An 18642-nucleotide genomic window follows, 5' to 3' on the forward strand; every position below is an offset into this window, starting at 1 on the left:
TGGTCCACGTGGCCGATCGTGCCCACGTTCACGTGGGGCTTGGTACGCTCGAATTTTCCTTTTGCCATTTTTCCGACTCCGAAAAAAATCTATATCAATACAACAGGATCTCGGCGCAACCAGATCCGGACGCACCTGAAAGTGGTGCCCATGGCGGGAATCGGACCCGCGACCTCTCCCTTACCAAGGGAGTGCTCTACCACTGAGCCACATGGGCAACTTGACGCCGCTTGCGCGACCTCAAAATTTCTATCTCAACAAACCAGAACAAACTAGCAGTGGAGCGGGAGACGGGAATCGAACCCGCGTCATTAGCTTGGAAGGCTAGGGTTCTACCATTGAACTACTCCCGCATCGGCCAACGACCTTTGCGCACTCAACACCACACCAAGGCGGAATCAAGCACCACTCTCAACACTACCACTCACTGGTGGAGGGGACTGGATTCGAACCAGTGTAGGCGTAAGCCAACAGATTTACAGTCTGCCCCCTTTAGCCACTCGGGCACCCCTCCGGAGAATTTCGAATTATAGCACCAGTTTTTTGCAGTCCAGAAAAATTCCAGAAATTTGCACAGCCCCCCCCCATCAGCAGGACACACGGCGGCAAACATCACTGGCGCGGCTGGCGGGGATCGAACCCACGACCCTTGGCTTCGGAGGCCAATACTCTATCCACTGAGCTACAGCCGCTGGACTGAACCGGTACAGCCTTGAATTATCGCACGCAGCCGCTCCCAATTGGAAACAACCCAACAAACAACACAACACCACTGCCACCAGAACACCCCAAACCAGTCCACCACCCAGACACCATAAAACCGCTATCCAGCCACCCCAAGATCCGCAGCAACCGGCAGGGCCAAGCCCAACCCCACCAGGAACGCATCGGTACCGACCCGCCCCACACGCTCCAGATCAAACGCCCCGCCACCCAGAATCCAGTTGCGGATCAATCCATCGAACAAGGCATGCAACCCCACCGCAGCCTCCACCGGCGTCATCGGCAAAACCACGCGCTGCGCCTGGGCAGCCAACTCAAAGTCGCGCGCCAACTGGTTGGTAAAGCCATCCGAGGCCGCGATGTGCCGATCACGCACGCCAATCAGCTCTCCCACGTATTCGACCTTGTAGAGCGCAATCTCGAACACCCTGCGGGTTCGCTCGTCTGACGCCACCCCGTGCAACACCAGCGCCAGCACCGCACGCAGCCGCTCCACAGGATCCGGACAGGTGCTCCCCTCCAGCGCCCCAAACCCCTGCTCCAGCGGCAGCGTCACCCGGTCCATCATGGCGCCGAATAGATCCACCTTGTCCTTGAAGTGCCAGTAAATGGCCCCCCGGGTGGCACCCGCAGCCTGGGCAATGTCGCTCAGCGATGCCCGCGCCACCCCTTTTTCGCAAAAAACCCTCTCAGCCGCATCAATCAGGCTGTTGCGCGTAGCAATCGCATCTTCTTTGGTTCGACGCGCCATAACTTTGTGTCTCCTCTTTCGGGCACTCCATCCGCCAGCGGCATCACTCCGACATCCGCCCATGGTAATTATACATTCATGTTTGTATGTATAATTGAGCACTTGTTTTGTCGGGCTCTTGTTTTGGGTCGCCTGTGGCAGGCAACCCATCCCCTACAAACCCATTTCTTGACGCCGATCAAAAGGACTCTCATGCCCAAACTGCGTGACGCATCCGCCATCCCGCTCCTTTCCTTGGCCTACAGCCGCAAAACACTCACTCTTTTGGCGGTCAGTGCCGCTGCTGCGCTCCTGGTTGCCTGCGGCAAAGCCGATGGCCAGGCAGCTGCGGGTGGGCCGCAAATGCCTCCGGTGGAGGTCGGCGTGGTCACCGCAACGCCCGGCGATGTCGGGCTGGTGACGGAGCTGCCCGGCCGCGTCGAGGCCTCGCGCGTGGCACAGGTCCGTGCCCGCGCGGCCGGCATCCTGCAGCAGCGGCTGTTCAAGGAAGGCAGCGATGTCAAGGCAGGCCAGCCTCTGTTCCGCATTGACCCGGCGCCCTACGCCGCCGCAGCAGAAAGCGCCCGCGCCTCCCTCGCCAAGGCCCAGGCCAACCTCGCCCAGGCCAGCGCCCAGGTCGAGCGCTATCGCCCACTGGTGAGCGCGAACGCCATCAGCAAGCAAGACTTTGTGAACGCCGAAGCGGCGGAAAAGCAGGCACAGGCCGACGTGGCGGCCGCCAAGGCGGCGGTGCGCACGGCCGACATCAACCTGGGCTATGCCAGCGTGACCTCGCCCATTGCAGGCCGCATTGGCCGGGCGCTGGTAACCGAAGGCGCCCTGGTCGGGCAGGGCGAGGCCACCGCGTTGGCCGTGGTGCAACAGATCGACCCGGTGTACGTGAACTTCACCCAATCGGCCAGCGATGTCTTCCAGCTGCGCCGCGCGATGGAAAGCGGCCAGTTCAAACGCGCTGGCAACACCGAAGCCGCCAGCGTCAAACTGGTGCTCGGGGATGGAACGGAATACGCCCAGTCCGGCAAACTGCTGTTCACCGACCTGTCGGTCGATGCCACCACGGGCCAGGTCACACTGCGCGCCGAAGTGCCCAACCCCAAGGGCGAGCTGCTGCCCGGCCTGTACCTGCGGGTGCGCATCGAACAGGCGCAGGCCAGCAACGCCATCACCCTGCCCCAGCAGGCGGTCACCCGCACCCAGCAGGGCGACACGGTCAGCGTGGTGGGCGACGATGGCAAGGTGGCCGCGCGCACCGTCAAGATCAGCGCCGCGCAAAACAACCGCTGGGTCGTTCTTGACGGCCTCAAGGCGGGCGAAAAGGTAATGGTCGATGGCTTCCAGAAGCTGCAGATGCTGCCGCCCGGCACGCCGGTAAAACCCGTCCCATGGCAGGCACCTGGCGCGGCCGCAGCACCCGCCGCCCCGGCAGCGGCCCCCGCTTCCGCACCGGCCTCTGCCGCCAAGCCATAAGGGGCACCCCAGCATGGCCAAGTTTTTTATCGACCGCCCCATCTTTGCATGGGTGATCGCCCTGTTCATCATGGTGATGGGCGGCGTGGCGATCACGCAGTTGCCGATCGCCCAGTACCCGCCGGTGGCCCCGCCCGCCATCGTCATCAATGCCGCCTACCCCGGTGCCTCCGCGCAGACGCTGGAGGACAGCGTGCTATCCGTCATCGAACGCGAAATGAACGGCTCACCCGGCCTGATCTACATGGAGTCGGTGGCCCAGGCGGACGGCTCAGGCAGCATCACCCTGAGCTTCCAGCCCGGCACCAACGCCGACCTAGCGCAGGTGGATGTGCAGAACCGCCTGTCGCGTGCCACCCCCCGCCTGCCCTCGGCGGTGACCCAGCAGGGCGTGCGCGTGGACAAATCGCGCTCCAACTTCCTGCTGTTCACCATGCTGTCGTCTTCCAACCCAGCGACCGACACCGTGGCCCTGGGCGACTACGCCTCGCGCAACATCGTGCCCGAACTGCAGCGGCTGCAGGGCATTGGCCAGGCTCAGCTGTTTGGCACCGAGCGCGCCATGCGCATCTGGATCGACCCGGCCAAGATGATGAGCTTCAACCTCTCGACCGCCGAGATCACCGCTGCCATCCGCGCCCAGAACGCACAGGTGGCCAGCGGCACCATTGGCGACCTGCCCAACGTCGCAGGCCAGGGCATTGCTGCCACCGTGGTGGTCAATGGCCAGCTCAGCAGCGTGGAGCAGTTCGGCAACATCGTGCTGCGCGCCAACACCGATGGCTCCACCGTGCGCATCAAGGATGTGGCGCGCGTGGAGCTGGGCGGCCAGGCCTATGCCACGGCCGCACGCCTGAACGGCAAGCCCGCCGTGGGCATTGGCGTGCAGCTGTCGCCCAGTGGCAATGCGCTCGAAGCCGCCAAGGCTGTGCGCGCCAAGATGGATGAACTCTCGCGCTACTTCCCCGAGGGCATGGGCTGGAGCATTCCTTACGACAGCTCGCGCTTTGTGGACATCTCCATCAAGCAGGTCGCACAGACCCTGTTCGAGGCCGTGGCTCTGGTGTTTCTGGTGATGTTCCTGTTCCTGCAGAACTGGCGCTACACCATCATCCCCACCATCGTGGTACCGATTGCGCTGCTGGGCACGTTCGCCACGCTGCTCGCACTGGGCTTCTCAATCAACGTGCTGACGATGTTCGGCATGGTGCTGGTGATCGGCATCGTGGTGGACGACGCCATCGTGGTGGTGGAGAACGTCGAGCGCATCATGAGCGAAGAAGGCCTGTCGCCACTGGAGGCGACGCGCAAGGCCATGCGCCAGATCTCGGGCGCCATCATCGGCGTGACCGTGGTGCTGATCTCGGTGTTCGTGCCCCTGGCGTTCTTTGCGGGCTCCACCGGCAACATCTACCGCCAGTTCTCGGCCGTGATGGTGGCCTCCATCGGCTTCTCGGCCTTCATGGCGCTGTCGCTCACGCCTGCGCTGTGCGCCACGCTGCTCAAGCCCGTGGAAGCGGGCCACCACCACGAAAAGACCGGCTTCTTCGGCTGGTTCAACCGGGGCTTTTCACGCACCGCCAAGGGCTATGAAGGTTTTGTGGCCCGCATGCTCAAGCGCGCCGCGCGCTATCTGGTCATCTATGCCGCCATCGTAGGCGCCGTGGCCGTGGTCTACATGCGCCTGCCTACCTCGTTCCTCCCGAGCGAAGACCAGGGCAACATCATCGTCAACGTGCAACTGCCACCAGGGGCCACCCAGGAGCGCACGCTGGCCGTGATGGAGCAGGTCGAAGGCTTCATCCTCAAGCAGCCCGAAGTGCAAAGCATGGTCGGCGTGCTGGGCTTCAGCTTCTCTGGCCAGGGCCAGAATGCTGCACTGGCGTTTGTGACCCTCAAGGACTGGAGCGAACGCCATGGCCCAGGCCAATCGGCGCAGGATGTGGCCAACCGCGCCTTTGGTGGGCTGATGGGTATCCGCGATGCGTTCATCTTTCCATTGAGCCCGCCGCCCATCCCTGAACTTGGCAACGCCAGCGGCTTCACCTTCCGCCTCCAAGACCGTGGCGGCGCCGGGCACGCGGCCCTGGTGCAGGCGCGCAACCAGCTGCTGGGCATGGCCTCGCAAAGCAAGGTGCTCACGCAAGTGCGCCCGGACGGCCTGGAAGACGCGCCCCAGCTGCAGATCGACATCGACCGCGACAAAGCCAACGCGCTGGGTGTGCCGTTCGACGCGATCAACTCGGCGCTGTCCACCGCACTTGGCTCCAGCTACGTGAATGACTTCCCCAACCAGGGCCGTCTGCAACGGGTGGTGGTGCAGGCCGACGCACCGGCCCGCATGCAGCCGGACGATCTGCTCAAGATCAATGCCGCCAACAGCCAGGGCAAGCCCGTGCCGCTGTCGGCATTTGCCACCACCCGCTGGGTGAACGGCGCGCAGCAGACAGTGCGCTACAACGGTTATCCGGCCATGCGCATCTCGGGCGCACCTGCGCCCGGCTACAGCACCGGTGCCGCCATGGCCGAAATGGAGAAACTCGCCAAGCAGTTGCCCGCAGGCTTCGGCTTCGAATGGACCGGCCAGTCGCGCGAGGAAAAGCTCGCGGGCGCCCAGTCGCTGATCCTCTACAGCTTCGCCATCCTGGCCGTGTTCCTGTGCCTGGCAGCGCTGTATGAAAGCTGGTCCATCCCGCTGGCGGTGATCCTGGTCGTGCCCCTGGGCGTGCTGGGTGTGCTGCTGGCCACGCTGATGCGGGGCTATGCCAACGACGTGTACTTCCAGGTGGGCCTGATCACCATCATTGGTCTATCGGCGAAGAACGCCATTCTGATCATCGAATTTGCCAAAGACCTGCAGGCCCAGGGCAAGGGCGTGATCGAGTCGGCGCTGGCCGCCGCCCACCTGCGGTTCCGCCCCATCATCATGACCTCCATGGCCTTCGGGCTGGGCGTGCTGCCGCTGGCCATTGCCTCGGGCGCAGGCTCTGCCAGCCAGCGCGCCATCGGTACCGGCGTGCTGGGTGGCATGGTCACCGGCACGGTGCTGGCCGTGTTTTTTGTGCCCGTGTTCTTCGTGGTGGTGCGCAGCCTGTTCAAGGGCAGCGCACGCCAGGCAGAAATGAACCGCCGCCATGCAGAAGAAGCAGGAGTTGGAACCCATGATTGATCCCCGCAGCACCCCTCTCGCGCTCACGGCGGCAGCGGCTGCGCTGCTGCTCGCGGGCTGCTCGTACATCCCCACCTATGAGCGTCCCGCCGCGCCGGTGCCCACCACCTATGCCATGGCGCCTGCTGCTGCAGCGGGTGCCGCCCAGGGCCCGACCGCCACGGCGCCGTGGCAAGACTACTTTGCCGATCCCCGGCTGCAGCAACTGATAGAGACCGCGCTGGCCAACAACCGCGACCTGCGCGTGGCCATGCTCAACGTCGAACAGGCGCGCGCCACCTACCAGGTGCGCCGCGCCGACCAGTACCCGGGCGTGGGCCTGGCCGCCAATGCCAGCCGCGCGCCCGCCTCGGGCAGTGGCGACCTGACCAACTCGTTCAGCGTCGGGCTGGCCATCTCGGCCTGGGAGATCGACTTCTTCGGTCGCCTCGCCAGCCTCAAGGAACAGGCCCTGGCCCAATACCTCGCCACCGAAGAAGGCCGCAACGCCGCGCAGGTGAGCCTGGTGGCGGCGGTGGCCAACGGCTGGCTGGCGCTGCTGGCTGACGAGGAGCTGCTGGACCTGTCGCGCCAGACCCTGTCCTCGCGCGAAGAATCGGTGCGGCTGACCAAGATGCGGCTGGATGCCGGCGTGGCTTCGGAGCTGGACTTCCGCCAGGCCGAATCCCTCACCCAGGCTGCTCGCGCCACGCTGGCGCAGCAGCAGCGGCAGCGCGCACTCGACGAAAACGCCCTGGCCTTGCTGCTGGGCCAGCCTCTGCCCAGCGAAATCGCAGCCAGCCTGACCGGCAGCCGGCTCGTCAACGCACCCGCCATGGCCCCGCTGCCCGCAGGCCTGCCGTCGGAGCTGCTCACCCGCAGGCCCGACATCCGCCAGGCCGAGCAGCAACTGGTGGGCGCCAACGCCAACATTGGCGCCGCACGCGCCGCGTTTTTCCCGCGCATCTCGCTGACAGCGCAGGCGGGCACGGCCAGCGGCGAGCTGTCGGGGCTGTTCAAGAACGGATCCTGGGGCTTCACGATCGCGCCGTCGCTGCTGCTGCCGATCTTCGATGCGGGCCGCAACCAGGCCAACCTGGAAAGTGCACAGGCCAGCCGCAGCATTGCGGTCGCGCAGTATGAAAAAGCCATCCAGACCGCGTTCCGCGAAGTCTCGGACGCCCTTGCAGGGCAAGCCACCCTGGGCGAACAGGCCGTGGCCCAGCAGCGGCAGGCCGAGGCCGAAAGTGCGCGCCTGCAGCTGGCAGACCTGCGCTACCGCAATGGTGTGTCCAGCTACCTGGACCTGCTGGACGCCCAGCGCTCCCTGTTCACGGCCCAGCAGGCCGTGGTGCAGGTACGGCTGGCACAGCTGCAAAACCAGGTGGCGCTGTACAAGGCCCTGGGCGGCGGCGCCCCGGCGCCCGCGCAACCCAGCTCCTGAAGCGCTGCCCGTGCGCGTCCCTTGGCTCGAAGGCGGGTTGCGTGCGGGCGACACCGGCCCCCTCGGGCCGGGCGTGCAGCCGAAGTTCCCGGGGGCGTAGATATAATTTAAGGTTGATTTCATCAAAGCCCCCCGATAACCAGAGGACGTCATGAGCGACAACCACCACGAAGAAGCGCACACCGGCCCCATCAAGACCCCCAAGCAGCTGCTGCTGGCAGGTTTTTTCTCGTTCGTGATCCCGATCTTTGCCATCATCGGCCTGGTCCTTTATGTGACGTCTGCCGACAAGCCCGCTGCTGGCGCCGTCAACCCTGAGAAGGCCATCGCCGAGCGCATCCAGAAGGTGGGCATGGTGGAAGTGCGTGACGCAAACCGCCCCCTCAAAGGTGGCGAAGAAGTCTTCAAGGCCCAGTGCACCGCCTGCCACACGTCGGGTGCTGCGGGTGCCCCCAAGGTGGGTGATGCGGCTGCCTGGTCGGCCCGCATCAAGACCGGCTTCGAAACCCTGGTCCAGTCCGCACTGAAGGGCAAGGGCGCGATGGCCCCCCAAGGTGGTGGTGACTTCAACGATACCGAAATCGCCCGCGCTGTGGCCTACATGGCCAACGCCAGTGGCGGCAAGTTCGACGAACCCGCTGCCCCTGCGCCCGCCGGTGGCGATGCTGCTGCAGCGGCAGCAGCCCCCGCCGCTTCGCGCTGATCCGGCAACCCATCCCGGCCGTCGCTCAGCCACCGGTGTGGTGGCGAGCAGCTCCCAGCCGACTGTCAGCTACTCACAGAGCGGCGGTCAGGGGCCCCACAGGCGGTGATGGCTGGTGCCTCCCTCCAATCAAAAAGCCGACGCATGCGTCGGCTTTTTTGTGGGCGCGGCCCAGGGTCCCACCCCGGCGCTCACCGGCGTTCACCGGCTCTCACCCACCTCCAACCGCCCCGCACGCCACGCCTGCGGGCTGGGCACATAGCGGTACCGGGCTGGGAGGTCGCTGGCCAACACCTCCTGCAGCGGCCAGCGGCCAGACTCCACCGCATCGGCGGCCAGGGCCACATCCATGCTGTGCACCAGGCCCACGCCCAGGGCCGTGGCCAGGTACAGCCGCCCCTGCGCGTCCACCAGCGCATCGCTCCCTTCTGCCACCTGGCCCGTGTGGGACAGCAAGGTCAGATCGGGCTGAACACGCCAGATCCAGGGCGTTGCTTCCAGCTCCACATACACACGCTGGGGGCCGTTCTGGAAGAACCATCGCCCCTCGGCATCGGACTCGTAGTTGCGGGCGATGAAAGCAATGAGCTTGTCGTGCTCCAGCAACTGACCCCTGCTCTGCGGAAAGGGCCCTGCCGCCTGCGTGGCATCGTCGCGCAGGTACCAACGCCCCCGCGCGTCCAGCCCCAGCCAGCCATAGCAGTCCGGCACATTGGGCCATTTGGCCAGGGCCTGTTTGACGATGTCATCCATGGATCGATTGTCCTCCCTGGCAGCCCCCTGCCCCGGCCTGCTCGGCCAGCCAGCCGCCCACGGCCTCGGGCATGGCGCGCACATGGCCGGGCGGGCGCCCGCGCGGGAAGCCCACATGCCCGCCGTGCGCCGGTTGCCAGAGCGTGACGCAGCGGCCCACCTCGTGCGCCCCGGGCAGGCTCGCGGCGGGCACAAACGGGTCGTTGCGGGCGTTGACCACCAGTGCGGGGATGCGGATCTGGTGCAGCAGCGGTTTGGCCGAGGCGCGGAGCCAGTAATCCTCGGTGTTGCGGTAGCCATGCACCGGGGCGGTGAACACGTTGTCAAAGGCGTACAGGTCCCGCGCGGCCAGCAGCGCCTGGCGGTCGAACAGCCCCGGGTGCTGGGCCAGCTTCTGCAGCGCCTTGGGCACCAGGGTGCGCATGAACATGCGGGTGTAGACCTGCCGGTTGAAGCCGCGCCCGATGGCGTGCCCACCCGCTGCCAGATCGATGGGTGAACACACGGCGGCCACGGCGTCGGCGCTGCGCGCGGCGTCCGTGCCCACTTCAGCCGCCCAGCGCAGCAGCGCATTGCCGCCCAGCGACACCCCAGCCGCCATCAGCGGCCCGGTGTGGGCGGTGCGCAGCCGCTGCAGCATCCAGCCGATCTCGGCATGGTCGCCCGAGTGGTAGGCGCGCGGCGCGCGGTTGATCTCGCCGCTGCAGCCCCGGAAGTGCGGCAGCGCGCAGGCCCAGCCGCGCTGGCGCGCGAGGTCTGCAAAGGCCTCGCTGTAGTGGCTGCGCGAGGAGCCCTCCAGGCCGTGGAACACCACCAGCAACGGGCGCGGCACACGGCCGTCGATGCCGTCCTGCAGGAAGTCCACGTCCACAAAATCGCCGTCGGGCGTGTCCCAGCGCTCGCGGCGGTATTCGGGCCGGGGGCCCAGCACCCGGCGGGAATACAACGCAGGCCAGATGGTCTGGAGCTGCCCCCCGGGCAGCCAACGAGGCGCTACATATTTCATAGCTATCAGGGCAATACCATCGCGCGCAGAGGCACAAAAAAGCTCAAAATTTTTCCCTCTCCTGCGGGTCTCAGTGCAGCACGGGTCGCTGGGCCGCCACCACCTGCGCGTCGGGCGCTACGCCGGGGCTGGCATGGTGGGCCACCATACGCCAGCCTTCCGGGGTCTTGTGATAGACGTTGGTGGCCAGCACCACCGCCTGGTGCAGGCCATCGGGCAGCATCACCTCCACCTGTTCGGCCACGCTGTGCACCGCACTCGAAAGCGCCACCACCCGGTGCACCTGCACCGGCCGCGCGCGCACCGTGCCGTTCGCGAACATGGACTCGAAAGCCGCACGGATCGCCCCCGCGCCCAGCAGGCGTGGCCCGCCGGGGTGCACGCAGACGATGTCGTCCTCATCCGCCCAGCACGACATCAGCAGGTCGATGTCGCCGCGCTGCAGGGCTTCGTAGAACGCTGATTCGGTTTCATCCGACGAGCCACCCAGGGTGGCAGCTTTGGAGCGGGCGCGGGGCATGGTCGTTCCGGGTGATGGTGGAGATGGATCGGCAGAAGAGGCCACAGAGGCACAACAGGCCAGACGGCTATTGTGCGTTCAGCCCGCCTCCGGTAGGCAGCGCACGCTGCGATGACCAAGGGCTTTGGTGGGCCACGGCCGTGGTGTCGGTTCGCGATCTCCCGGGAATCTCATGGCAGTCGCCCAACGGGCTTGCCAGGCGAGTCTGCTGCGTTACGCGGCCCGGCTCCCCGTGCGGCCGGGTTTCTGGCACATTCGGCCCATTCTCCTTTTTTGGCAGGCCCCCATGATGATGACGATGCGACGTTTCCTTGCCCTTGGCACCCTGCTGCTGGCCACGCTGGCCCTGGGCGGCTGCGGCTACAACGACTTCCAACGGCTGGACGAACAGACCAAGGCCGCCTGGAGCGAGGTGCTCAACCAGTACCAGCGGCGCGCCGACCTGGTGCCCAACATCGTCGCCACCGTGAAGGGCGAGGCGAATTTTGAGCAGGAGACGCTGACCCGCGTGGTCGAGGCCCGTGCCAAGGCCACGGCCATCCAGGTCACGCCCGAAACCCTGAACAACCCCGAGGCGTTCATCAAATTCCAGCAGGCCCAGGGCGAGCTGTCGGGCGCGCTGTCGCGGCTGATGGTGGTGTCCGAGCGCTACCCCACCCTGCAGGCCAACCAGGGCTTTCGCGACCTGCGCGTGACGCTGGAGGGCACAGAAAACCGCATCACCGTGGCCCGCAACCGCTACATCCAGACGGTGCAGGAGTACAACGTGCTCGCGCGCAGCTTCCCCACCAACCTCACGGCCATGGCGTTCAGCTACGCCCCCAAGCCCAGCTTCACCGTGGCCAACGAGGCGCAGATCAGCGTGCCCCCCACGGTGGACTTTGGCGGCTCCAAAGCCAAGCCCTGATGCTCCTGGCTGCACCCCTGTTCACAGCAGAAATCTGAAGAAAATATGCTTCTTTCGCGCATTGGACGGGCGCTGACAGCTATATTATTTATAGCATTTACACCCTTTTGCGCATGGGCTCAGGGCGCGCTGCAACCCATCCCGCCGCTCACCGGCCACGTCATCGACCAGACGGGCACCCTGAGCGCGGCAGACACCCAGTCGCTCGAATCCCAGCTGGCCACGCTGGAGCAGACCCGGGGCGCGCAGGTGGTGGTGCTGATGGTGGCCAGCACGGCACCCGAAGACATTGCCGCCTATGCCAACCGCGTGGGCAACCAGTGGAAGATCGGGCGCCGGGGCGTGGGCGACGGCGTGCTGGTGCTGGTGGCCAAGAACGACCGCAAGATGCGCATCGAGGTGGCCAAGGCGCTGGAAGGGGCCATCCCCGACATCGCCGCCGCGCGCATCATCGACAGCGCGATGAAGCCGCGCTTTCAGCAGAACGACTACGCGGGCGGCCTGAGCGCAGCGGCCACACAACTCGCCGCGCGCATCGGCGCAGAAGCCCTGCCCCCGCCACCCGAAGCCGGGCACACGCCCCAGGGCACCAACGACCACAGCGTGTTTGACTGGACTGATTTCGCCATCTTCCTGTTCTTTGGCGTGATGGTGGCCGGCCCGCTGGCGCGCAGCTTTTTTGGCAGTGCGCTGGGTGGGCTGTTGGTGGGGGGTGGTGTGGGCGTGCTGGCGTTTGTGTTCACCGCCAGCCTGCTGCTGTCCATCGGGGCGGGCGTGATTGCGCTGCTCTACACCTGGATCTTCGGGGGCAGCAGCGCACCGGTGGCGCTGGGCCATGGGGGCGGGTCGTCCGGGAGCTGGGGGCATGGCAGCAGTGGTGGCGACTACAGCAGCAGCGACAGCGGAGGATTCAGCTCCGGCGGCGGTGGCGACTTTGGTGGCGGCGGCGCCTCGGGGGACTGGTGATGGGCAGCAGCAATGGCAGCAAACCTCTTTTGGGCACACTGCGCGCCCTGCGGCGCCTGGCGCAGCACCGCTGGACCGAAGCCGCCTCCCGCCGCGCCCTGTCGCCACAGGTCTTGCACCGCCTGGGCACGCACGTGAGCGCCAGCGAACAGCAGCACACGGGCCAAATCCGGGTCGTGGCCGAGGCCAGCCTGCCCTGGAGCTACCTGCACCGCCAGGCCAGCCCGCGCGAACGCGCCATCATGTTGTTCAGCAAGTACCGGGTGTGGGACACCGAGCACAACAACGGCGTGCTGATTTACCTGCTGATGCCCGAACATGCCATCGAAATCGTGGCGGACCGGGGCCTGGCACGGCATATCCCCCCTCAGGAATGGCAAGGACTGGTGCGGCAGATGTCCACCCATTTCCAGCAATTGCAGTACGAAGAGGGCCTGATCCAGGCCATTGATGCCGTCTCGCAGCGCCTCGCCCGGCATTTCCCCCGCCCGGGCGATACCCACCAGGCCAACGAACTTCCGGACACACCGGTGGGGCCGTCAAGGGCTTAGCACCTGGCGGCGCCAGCAAGCCAACAGCTCCGCCGATTGTTGCCACGCCGCGGGTGGCAGTACTCCCACCCGCAGTCCCAGGTCTGCCAATCCACTGGGTTGCGGTTCTGGCGTCCTGGGTTTGTCCCCGGGTTTCTCCTTACTGAGCCCGGAACATCCGCCGCTGAGGTCCATTTCTGCACTGCGCTCACCCCCAATGAGCACTGATTGTTTACAATACCAGAACAGTCAGTTCGCGACTCGGTGGTTTTTCTCTGAACACCATCGGCGTACAGTTCATCCCATCGATGAGCCGAACCCGCAAGGCGACTCACCGAACCCGGTTCAGGAATGGTTTTTTGACCCGGCTTTTTTGAGACGCTTCTTTAACTTCAAGGACTTATCCATCATGAACAACACCGCACGTTTCCTCTCCATCGCCGCTGTCGCTGCTTTCGCCTCTTTTGGCGCCCACGCTGACGAAGCCGATGCTTCGCAGTTCGCCACGAAGTTCGAAATCAACCGCACCCGCGCTGAAGTGCAAGCGGAAGCCGCCACCGTAGCCCAGACCCGCTCGATCGAACCCGCTGGTTCGCGTGTGGTGACCTACAAGAGCACCGCTGACCGCGCTGCTGTGCGTGCCCAGGCTGCTGACGCTGTGCGCACCGGCCAGATCGCTTACGGCGAGCGTGGTTGATTGGTCAGCGCCTGATTCGCTGAATCCACCGCTCTTGCTGTTTCGTATTGCCCAGTACATCCCTGTTTTTTGAATTTCACCGGAGTTTCACCATGAACAAGACCGCTCGCATCATCTCCATCGCCGCCGTGGCTGCTTTCTCTGCCTTTGGTGCCCACGCTGACGAAGCCGACAGCTCGCAATTTGCCCTGAAGTTCGACACGAACCGCACCCGCGCTGAAGTGGCTGCCGAAGCCGCTACCGTGGCACAGACGCGCAGCCAGGAGCCTGCTGGTTCGCGCGTGGTGACCTACAAGTCCACCGCTGACCGCGCTGCTGTGCGTGCCCAGGCTGCCGAAGCCCTGCGCACGGGTCAGATCCCTTCGGGCGAATTCAGCGCCATGTAATTCCAGCCGGCCTGTGCAGGCCGGTCGCGAAGTGCAAATGCCATAAAAAGGCCGGAGTCCCTTGCGGGGCTCCGGCCTTTTTTGCTTTGGCATGTTTTGCGCGGGCTTGCAGACCGCTGAAGACCGCAGACAGCTCCCTCAACAGAAACTACACGAGCAAGCAGTGGGGCCCCCTTCCCATGAAGCCCGTGTCGCGCCCTCCACCCGCCGCACAGGCATAAAAAAACCCGGCACAGCCGGGTTTCTTGTTCCAAGCGCAGGGGCTGGGTTATTTCTTCTGGCGGAACTTGCGCAGCGCCGCAATCTGGGCAGCCATCACGGCGAGTTCGGACTGTGCCTTGGCCAGGTCCAGCTCGCTCTTGGCGTTTTTGAGCGCTTCTTCGGCCGATGCCTTGGCCGCATTGGCCTTTTCATCGTCCAGGTCCTTGCCGCGGATGGCGGTGTCGGACAGCACGGTCACGCAGTTGGGCTGCACTTCCAGAATGCCACCGGCCACGAAAACAAACTCTTCGTCACCGTTGGCCATCTCGATGCGCACCGAGCCGGGCTTGATGCGCGTGATCAGCGGGGTGTGGCGGGGATAGATGCCCAGCTCGCCAGCCTCGCCAGGCAGCGCGACGAAACGTGCTTCACCGGAGAAGATGGACTCTTCGGCACTGACCACATCAACGTGGATGGTGTTCATCATTGCTCCTAGGAAAAGATGGGTTGCTTGATTGCAGAGGGCTGAGCCGCTGTGGGCCGCTCAGCCGCCGGGCAATCAGGCCACCTTCTTGGCCTTTTCGAAGGCTTCGTCGATGGTACCGACCATGTAGAACGCCTGCTCGGGCAGGTGATCGCACTCACCGTTCACGATCATCTTGAAACCACGGATGGTTTCGGCCAGAGGCACATACTTGCCTGGCGAGCCCGTGAACACTTCGGCCACGTGGAAAGGCTGCGACAGGAAACGCTGGATCTTGCGCGCGCGGGCCACGGCCAGCTTGTCTTCAGGAGCCAGTTCGTCCATGCCCAGAATGGCGATGATGTCGCGCAGTTCTTTGTAGCGCTGCAGCGTACCTTGCACCGCACGGGCCGTGGCGTAGTGGTCTTCGCCCACGACGTTCGGGTCCAGCTGGCGGCTGGTGGAGTCCAGTGGGTCCACGGCAGGGTAGATACCCAGCGAAGCGATGTCACGCGACAACACCACGGTGGAGTCCAAGTGAGCAAACGTCGTGGCAGGCGATGGGTCGGTCAAGTCATCCGCTGGCACATACACGGCCTGGATGGAGGTGATCGAGCCGACCTTGGTGGACGTAATACGTTCTTGCAGGCGGCCCATTTCTTCGGCCAGCGTAGGCTGGTAGCCCACGGCGGAAGGCATACGGCCCAGCAGAGCGGACACTTCGGTACCGGCCAGCGTGTAGCGGTAGATGTTGTCCACGAAGAACAGCACGTCACGGCCTTCGTCACGGAAGGACTCGGCGATGGTCAGACCGGTCAGCGCCACACGCAGACGGTTGCCTGGGGGCTCGTTCATCTGACCGTACACCATGGCAACCTTGGACTCTTCGAGCTTCTCCAGGTTCACCACGCCGGAATCGGCCATTTCATGGTAGAAGTCGTTCCCTTCACGGGTACGCTCGCCCACACCAGCGAACACCGACAGACCGCTGTGGGCCTTGGCGATGTTGTTGATGAGTTCCATCATGTTCACGGTCTTGCCCACACCGGCGCCGCCGAACAGCCCCACCTTGCCGCCCTTGGCGAACGGGCAGACCAAGTCGATCACCTTGATGCCGGTTTCCAGCAGCTCTTGCGAAGGCGACAGTTCGTCGTACGCAGGGGCCTTGCGGTGGATGGAGGCCGTCAGTTCCTGGCCCACGGGACCGCGCTCGTCGATGGGGTTGCCCAGCACGTCCATGATGCGGCCCAGAGTGGCCTTGCCCACGGGCACGGTGATGGCGTTGCCGGTGTTGGTGACCATCAGGCCACGACGCAAGCCGTCGGACGAGCCGAGGGCAATGGTACGCACCACGCCGTCACCCAGTTGCTGCTGCACTTCCAGCGTCAGGGCAGAACCCTCCAGCTTGAGGGCGTCATACACCTTGGGCATCTGGTCGCGCGGGAACTCAACGTCCACCACAGCGCCGATACATTGAACAATCTTGCCTTGCACTTGAGCCATTTTTCGCTCCAATTTAGATGTTGGTTGAGCTGCTTACACAGCAGCGGCGCCAGCCACGATTTCCGAAAGTTCTTTCGTGATCGCTGCCTGGCGCGTCTTGTTGTAGACCAGCTTCAACTCGCCAATGACGCTGCCTGCGTTGTCGGTGGCGGCCTTCATGGCCACCATGCGCGCCGACTGCTCGGACGCCATGTTTTCCGCAACGGCCTGGTAGATCAGGGATTCGACGTAGCGGACCAGCAGATCGTCGATCACGGTCTGGGCATCGGGTTCGTAGATGTAGTCCCAGCCATGCTCAGTCTTCTCGGCCTGCATCTGCTCGGACGACAGCGGGAGCAGCTGCTCCACGACCGACTCCTGGCGCATGGTGTTGATGAACTTGGTGTAGCTCAGGTACACCGCGTTGATCTTGCCTTCCGCGTACGCATCGAGCAGCACCTTCACGGGGCCGATCAGCTTGTCCAGATGAGGCGTGTCGCCCAAGCCCGTCACATGCGAAACCACCTTGGCACCGACGCGGTTCAGAAAACCCAGGCCCTTGTTGCCAATGGCCACGGCCTCCGTCGAAACACCAGCGCCTTGCAACTCACGCAGCTTGGTCGTCACGGCGCGCAACACGTTGGTGTTCATGCCGCCGCACAGGCCCTTGTCGGTCGTCACCACGATCACGCCCGCTACCTTGGCATCGTTCACCTTCATGAACGGGTGCACGTATTCGGGATTGGCCTTGCCGAGGTTGGCTGCAATGTTGCGGATCTTCTCGCTGTAGGGACGGGCAGCGCGCATCCGGTCCTGCGCCTTGCGCATTTTGGATGCAGCCACCATCTCCATGGCCTTGGTGATCTTCTTGGTGTTCTCCACCGATTTGATCTTGCCGCGTATTTCCTTGCCTGCTGCCATGATGGCTCCTCGTCCGGTTTAAGCGAACGACTTCTTGAACGCGCCGATGGCAGCGGTCAATTCGGCTTCTGCGTCCTTGTCCATGGCCTTGGCCTGTTCCAGCTTGGCCAGCAGTGCGGCGTGGCTGGTCTTCAGGAACTGGTGCAGGCCGTGTTCGAAGTCGAGAACCTTCTTGACGTCGATGTCGTCCATGAAGCCCTTGTTCACAGCAAACAGCGTCGCACCCATCAGCGAGATGGACAGGGGGCTGTACTGTGCCTGCTTGAGCAGTTCGGTCACGCGGGCACCGCGGTCCAGCTGCTTGCGGGTGGCTTCGTCCAGGTCGGAAGCGAACTGCGCGAACGCAGCCAGCTCACGGTACTGGGCCAGGTCGGTACGGATACCGCCGGACAGGTTCTTCACCAGCTTGGTCTGGGCAGCACCACCGACGCGGGACACCGAGATACCGGCGTTGATAGCGGGGCGGATACCAGCGTTGAACAGCGAGGTTTCCAGGAAGATCTGGCCGTCGGTGATCGAGATCACGTTGGTAGGCACGAAGGCGGACACGTCGCCAGCTTGCGTTTCGATGATCGGCAGTGCGGTCAGCGAACCGGTCTTGCCCTTGACTTCACCCTTGGTGAAGGCTTCGACGTAGTCGGCGTTCACGCGGGCTGCGCGTTCGAGCAGGCGGCTGTGGAGATAGAACACGTCGCCAGGGTAGGCTTCGCGGCCTGGTGGACGGCGCAGCAGCAGCGACACTTGGCGGTAGGCCACGGCTTGCTTGGACAGATCGTCATAAACAATCAGGGCGTCCTGGCCGCGGTCGCGGAAGTACTCGCCCATCGTGCAGCCGGAGTAGGCCGACACGTACTGCATGGCAGCCGATTCAGAAGCCGATGCGGCCACCACGATCGTGTATTCCATGGCACCGGCTTGTTCCAGCGCGCGCACCACGTTCTTGATCGACGAAGCCTTCTGGCCGATGGCGACGTAGATACAAGTCACGCCCTGGCCCTTCTGGGCGATGATGGCGTCGATGGCAACGGCCGTCTTGCCGGTCTGGCGGTCACCGATGATCAGCTCGCGCTGGCCACGGCCCACGGGCACCATGGAGTCGATGGACTTCAGGCCGGTCTGCAGGGGTTGGTCCACCGATTTACGGGCGATCACGCCCGGTGCGACCTTTTCGATCACGTCGGTGAGCTTGGCATTGATGGGGCCCTTGCCGTCGATCGGCTGACCCAGGGCGTTCACCACGCGGCCGACCAGTTCGGGGCCCACGGGCACTTCCAGAATGCGTCCCGTGCACTTGACGGTGTCGCCTTCGGAGATGTGCTCGTACTCGCCCAGAATCACGGCGCCGACGGAGTCGCGCTCGAGGTTCAGAGCCAGGCCGAAGGAAGGCTGACCGTCCTTGGTGGCGGGAAACTCAAGCATTTCACCAGCCATCACGTCCGACAGGCCGTGAACGCGCACGATACCGTCGGACACGGACACCACGGTACCCTGGTTGCGGATATCGCTGCTGGCGGCCAGACCTTCGATGCGGCTCTTGATGAGTTCAGAAATTTCTGCGGGATTGAGTTGCATGA

Annotated in this window: 17 protein-coding genes, 4 tRNA genes and 1 pseudogene; 9 read left to right on the forward strand and 13 right to left on the reverse strand. The window is 64.6% G+C overall.

All coding sequences use genetic code 11. The features are described 5' to 3' along the window. The 6 genes and pseudogenes from CBY09_RS23425 to CBY09_RS02065 all read right to left on the reverse strand — a co-directional run. A pseudogene (locus tag CBY09_RS23425) lies at positions 1 to 68 on the reverse strand (GTP-binding protein); the annotation flags it as partial. Between the two features lie 74 nt (positions 69 to 142). Further along, positions 143 to 217, reverse strand: a tRNA-Thr gene (locus tag CBY09_RS02045). A 62-nt stretch (positions 218 to 279) separates the two neighbouring features. Beyond that, positions 280 to 353, reverse strand: a tRNA-Gly gene (locus tag CBY09_RS02050). 75 nt (positions 354 to 428) lie between these two features. After that, positions 429 to 514: transfer RNA gene (locus tag CBY09_RS02055), tRNA-Tyr, on the reverse strand. Positions 515 to 616: 102 nt separating this feature from the next. Beyond that, positions 617 to 692: transfer RNA gene (locus tag CBY09_RS02060), tRNA-Arg, on the reverse strand. A 131-nt stretch (positions 693 to 823) separates the two neighbouring features. After that, positions 824 to 1474, reverse strand: a complete 651-nt coding sequence (locus tag CBY09_RS02065; protein WP_094285933.1) for a TetR family transcriptional regulator — start codon at positions 1472 to 1474, stop codon at positions 824 to 826. 192 nt (positions 1475 to 1666) lie between these two features. Between CBY09_RS02065 and CBY09_RS02070 the strand changes: the two genes are divergently transcribed. From CBY09_RS02070 to CBY09_RS02085, 4 genes are all read left to right on the forward strand, one after another. After that, on the forward strand, positions 1667 to 2941 hold the full coding sequence (locus CBY09_RS02070; RefSeq protein ID WP_094285935.1) for an efflux RND transporter periplasmic adaptor subunit: 1275 nt from the start codon (positions 1667 to 1669) through the stop codon (positions 2939 to 2941). A 13-nt stretch (positions 2942 to 2954) separates the two neighbouring features. Further along, positions 2955 to 6110, forward strand: coding sequence for an efflux RND transporter permease subunit (locus tag CBY09_RS02075; RefSeq protein WP_094285937.1), 3156 nt, complete (start codon positions 2955 to 2957; stop codon positions 6108 to 6110). After that, positions 6103 to 7533, forward strand: coding sequence for an efflux transporter outer membrane subunit (locus tag CBY09_RS02080; protein ID WP_133066224.1), 1431 nt, complete (start codon positions 6103 to 6105; stop codon positions 7531 to 7533). The genes CBY09_RS02075 and CBY09_RS02080 overlap by 8 nt, the downstream gene beginning before the upstream one ends. Before the next feature lie 151 nt (positions 7534 to 7684). Continuing rightward, positions 7685 to 8236: a c-type cytochrome gene (locus tag CBY09_RS02085; RefSeq protein ID WP_094285941.1), complete on the forward strand. Its 552-nt coding sequence runs from the start codon at positions 7685 to 7687 to the stop codon at positions 8234 to 8236. A gap of 201 nt (positions 8237 to 8437) precedes the next feature. Here the strand turns inward: CBY09_RS02085 and CBY09_RS02090 are convergent, their stop codons facing one another. The 3 genes from CBY09_RS02090 to CBY09_RS02100 form a co-directional block, all read right to left on the reverse strand. Continuing rightward, complete coding sequence (locus CBY09_RS02090) at positions 8438 to 8989, reverse strand: DUF2946 family protein (protein ID WP_094285943.1); 552 nt, start codon at positions 8987 to 8989, stop codon at positions 8438 to 8440. Next, the gene (locus tag CBY09_RS02095; protein WP_094285945.1) at positions 8982 to 9995 is read right to left on the reverse strand and encodes a YheT family hydrolase; all 1014 of its coding nucleotides are present in this window, start codon (positions 9993 to 9995) and stop codon (positions 8982 to 8984) included. Before CBY09_RS02095 ends, CBY09_RS02090 begins: the two co-directional genes overlap by 8 nt. A gap of 70 nt (positions 9996 to 10065) precedes the next feature. Beyond that, positions 10066 to 10515: a YybH family protein gene (locus CBY09_RS02100; protein WP_094285947.1), complete on the reverse strand. Its 450-nt coding sequence runs from the start codon at positions 10513 to 10515 to the stop codon at positions 10066 to 10068. Positions 10516 to 10807: 292 nt separating this feature from the next. Here CBY09_RS02100 and CBY09_RS02105 point away from each other — a divergent pair, with 292 nt between their 5' ends. From CBY09_RS02105 to CBY09_RS02125, 5 genes are all read left to right on the forward strand, one after another. Then, the gene (locus tag CBY09_RS02105) at positions 10808 to 11422 is read left to right on the forward strand and encodes a LemA family protein (protein ID WP_420807434.1); all 615 of its coding nucleotides are present in this window, start codon (positions 10808 to 10810) and stop codon (positions 11420 to 11422) included. Positions 11423 to 11467: 45 nt separating this feature from the next. Next, positions 11468 to 12388, forward strand: coding sequence for a TPM domain-containing protein (locus tag CBY09_RS02110; RefSeq protein ID WP_094285949.1), 921 nt, complete (start codon positions 11468 to 11470; stop codon positions 12386 to 12388). After that, complete coding sequence (locus CBY09_RS02115) at positions 12388 to 12939, forward strand: TPM domain-containing protein (RefSeq protein ID WP_094285951.1); 552 nt, start codon at positions 12388 to 12390, stop codon at positions 12937 to 12939. The genes CBY09_RS02110 and CBY09_RS02115 overlap by 1 nt, the downstream gene beginning before the upstream one ends. A 388-nt stretch (positions 12940 to 13327) precedes the next feature. Beyond that, entirely contained in the window at positions 13328 to 13615 is a 288-nt protein-coding gene (locus tag CBY09_RS02120; RefSeq protein ID WP_094285953.1) for a DUF4148 domain-containing protein, read from the forward strand. Between the two features lie 92 nt (positions 13616 to 13707). Then, positions 13708 to 14001 carry a DUF4148 domain-containing protein gene (locus CBY09_RS02125; protein ID WP_094285955.1) on the forward strand — a complete coding sequence of 98 codons (294 nt, stop codon included), beginning with the start codon at positions 13708 to 13710 and terminating at the stop codon, positions 13999 to 14001. Between the two features lie 268 nt (positions 14002 to 14269). Here the strand turns inward: CBY09_RS02125 and CBY09_RS02130 are convergent, their stop codons facing one another. The 4 genes from CBY09_RS02130 to atpA form a co-directional block, all read right to left on the reverse strand. Next, a complete protein-coding gene (locus tag CBY09_RS02130) occupies positions 14270 to 14686 on the reverse strand; it encodes a F0F1 ATP synthase subunit epsilon (RefSeq protein WP_063460851.1) in 417 nt (138 codons plus the stop codon). Positions 14687 to 14761: 75 nt separating this feature from the next. Beyond that, positions 14762 to 16168: a F0F1 ATP synthase subunit beta gene (gene atpD, locus CBY09_RS02135; protein WP_094285957.1), complete on the reverse strand. Its 1407-nt coding sequence runs from the start codon at positions 16166 to 16168 to the stop codon at positions 14762 to 14764. Between the two features lie 33 nt (positions 16169 to 16201). Further along, positions 16202 to 17068: a F0F1 ATP synthase subunit gamma gene (gene atpG / locus CBY09_RS02140; protein ID WP_094285959.1), complete on the reverse strand. Its 867-nt coding sequence runs from the start codon at positions 17066 to 17068 to the stop codon at positions 16202 to 16204. 18 nt (positions 17069 to 17086) lie between these two features. Then, the gene (atpA, locus tag CBY09_RS02145; protein WP_094285961.1) at positions 17087 to 18640 is read right to left on the reverse strand and encodes a F0F1 ATP synthase subunit alpha; all 1554 of its coding nucleotides are present in this window, start codon (positions 18638 to 18640) and stop codon (positions 17087 to 17089) included. Between the last annotated feature and the right edge of the window lie 2 nt (positions 18641 to 18642).

It is taken from the genome of Acidovorax kalamii (assembly GCF_002245625.1).
In the GTDB taxonomy this organism is placed as follows: Bacteria; Pseudomonadota; Gammaproteobacteria; order Burkholderiales; family Burkholderiaceae_C; genus Acidovorax; species Acidovorax kalamii.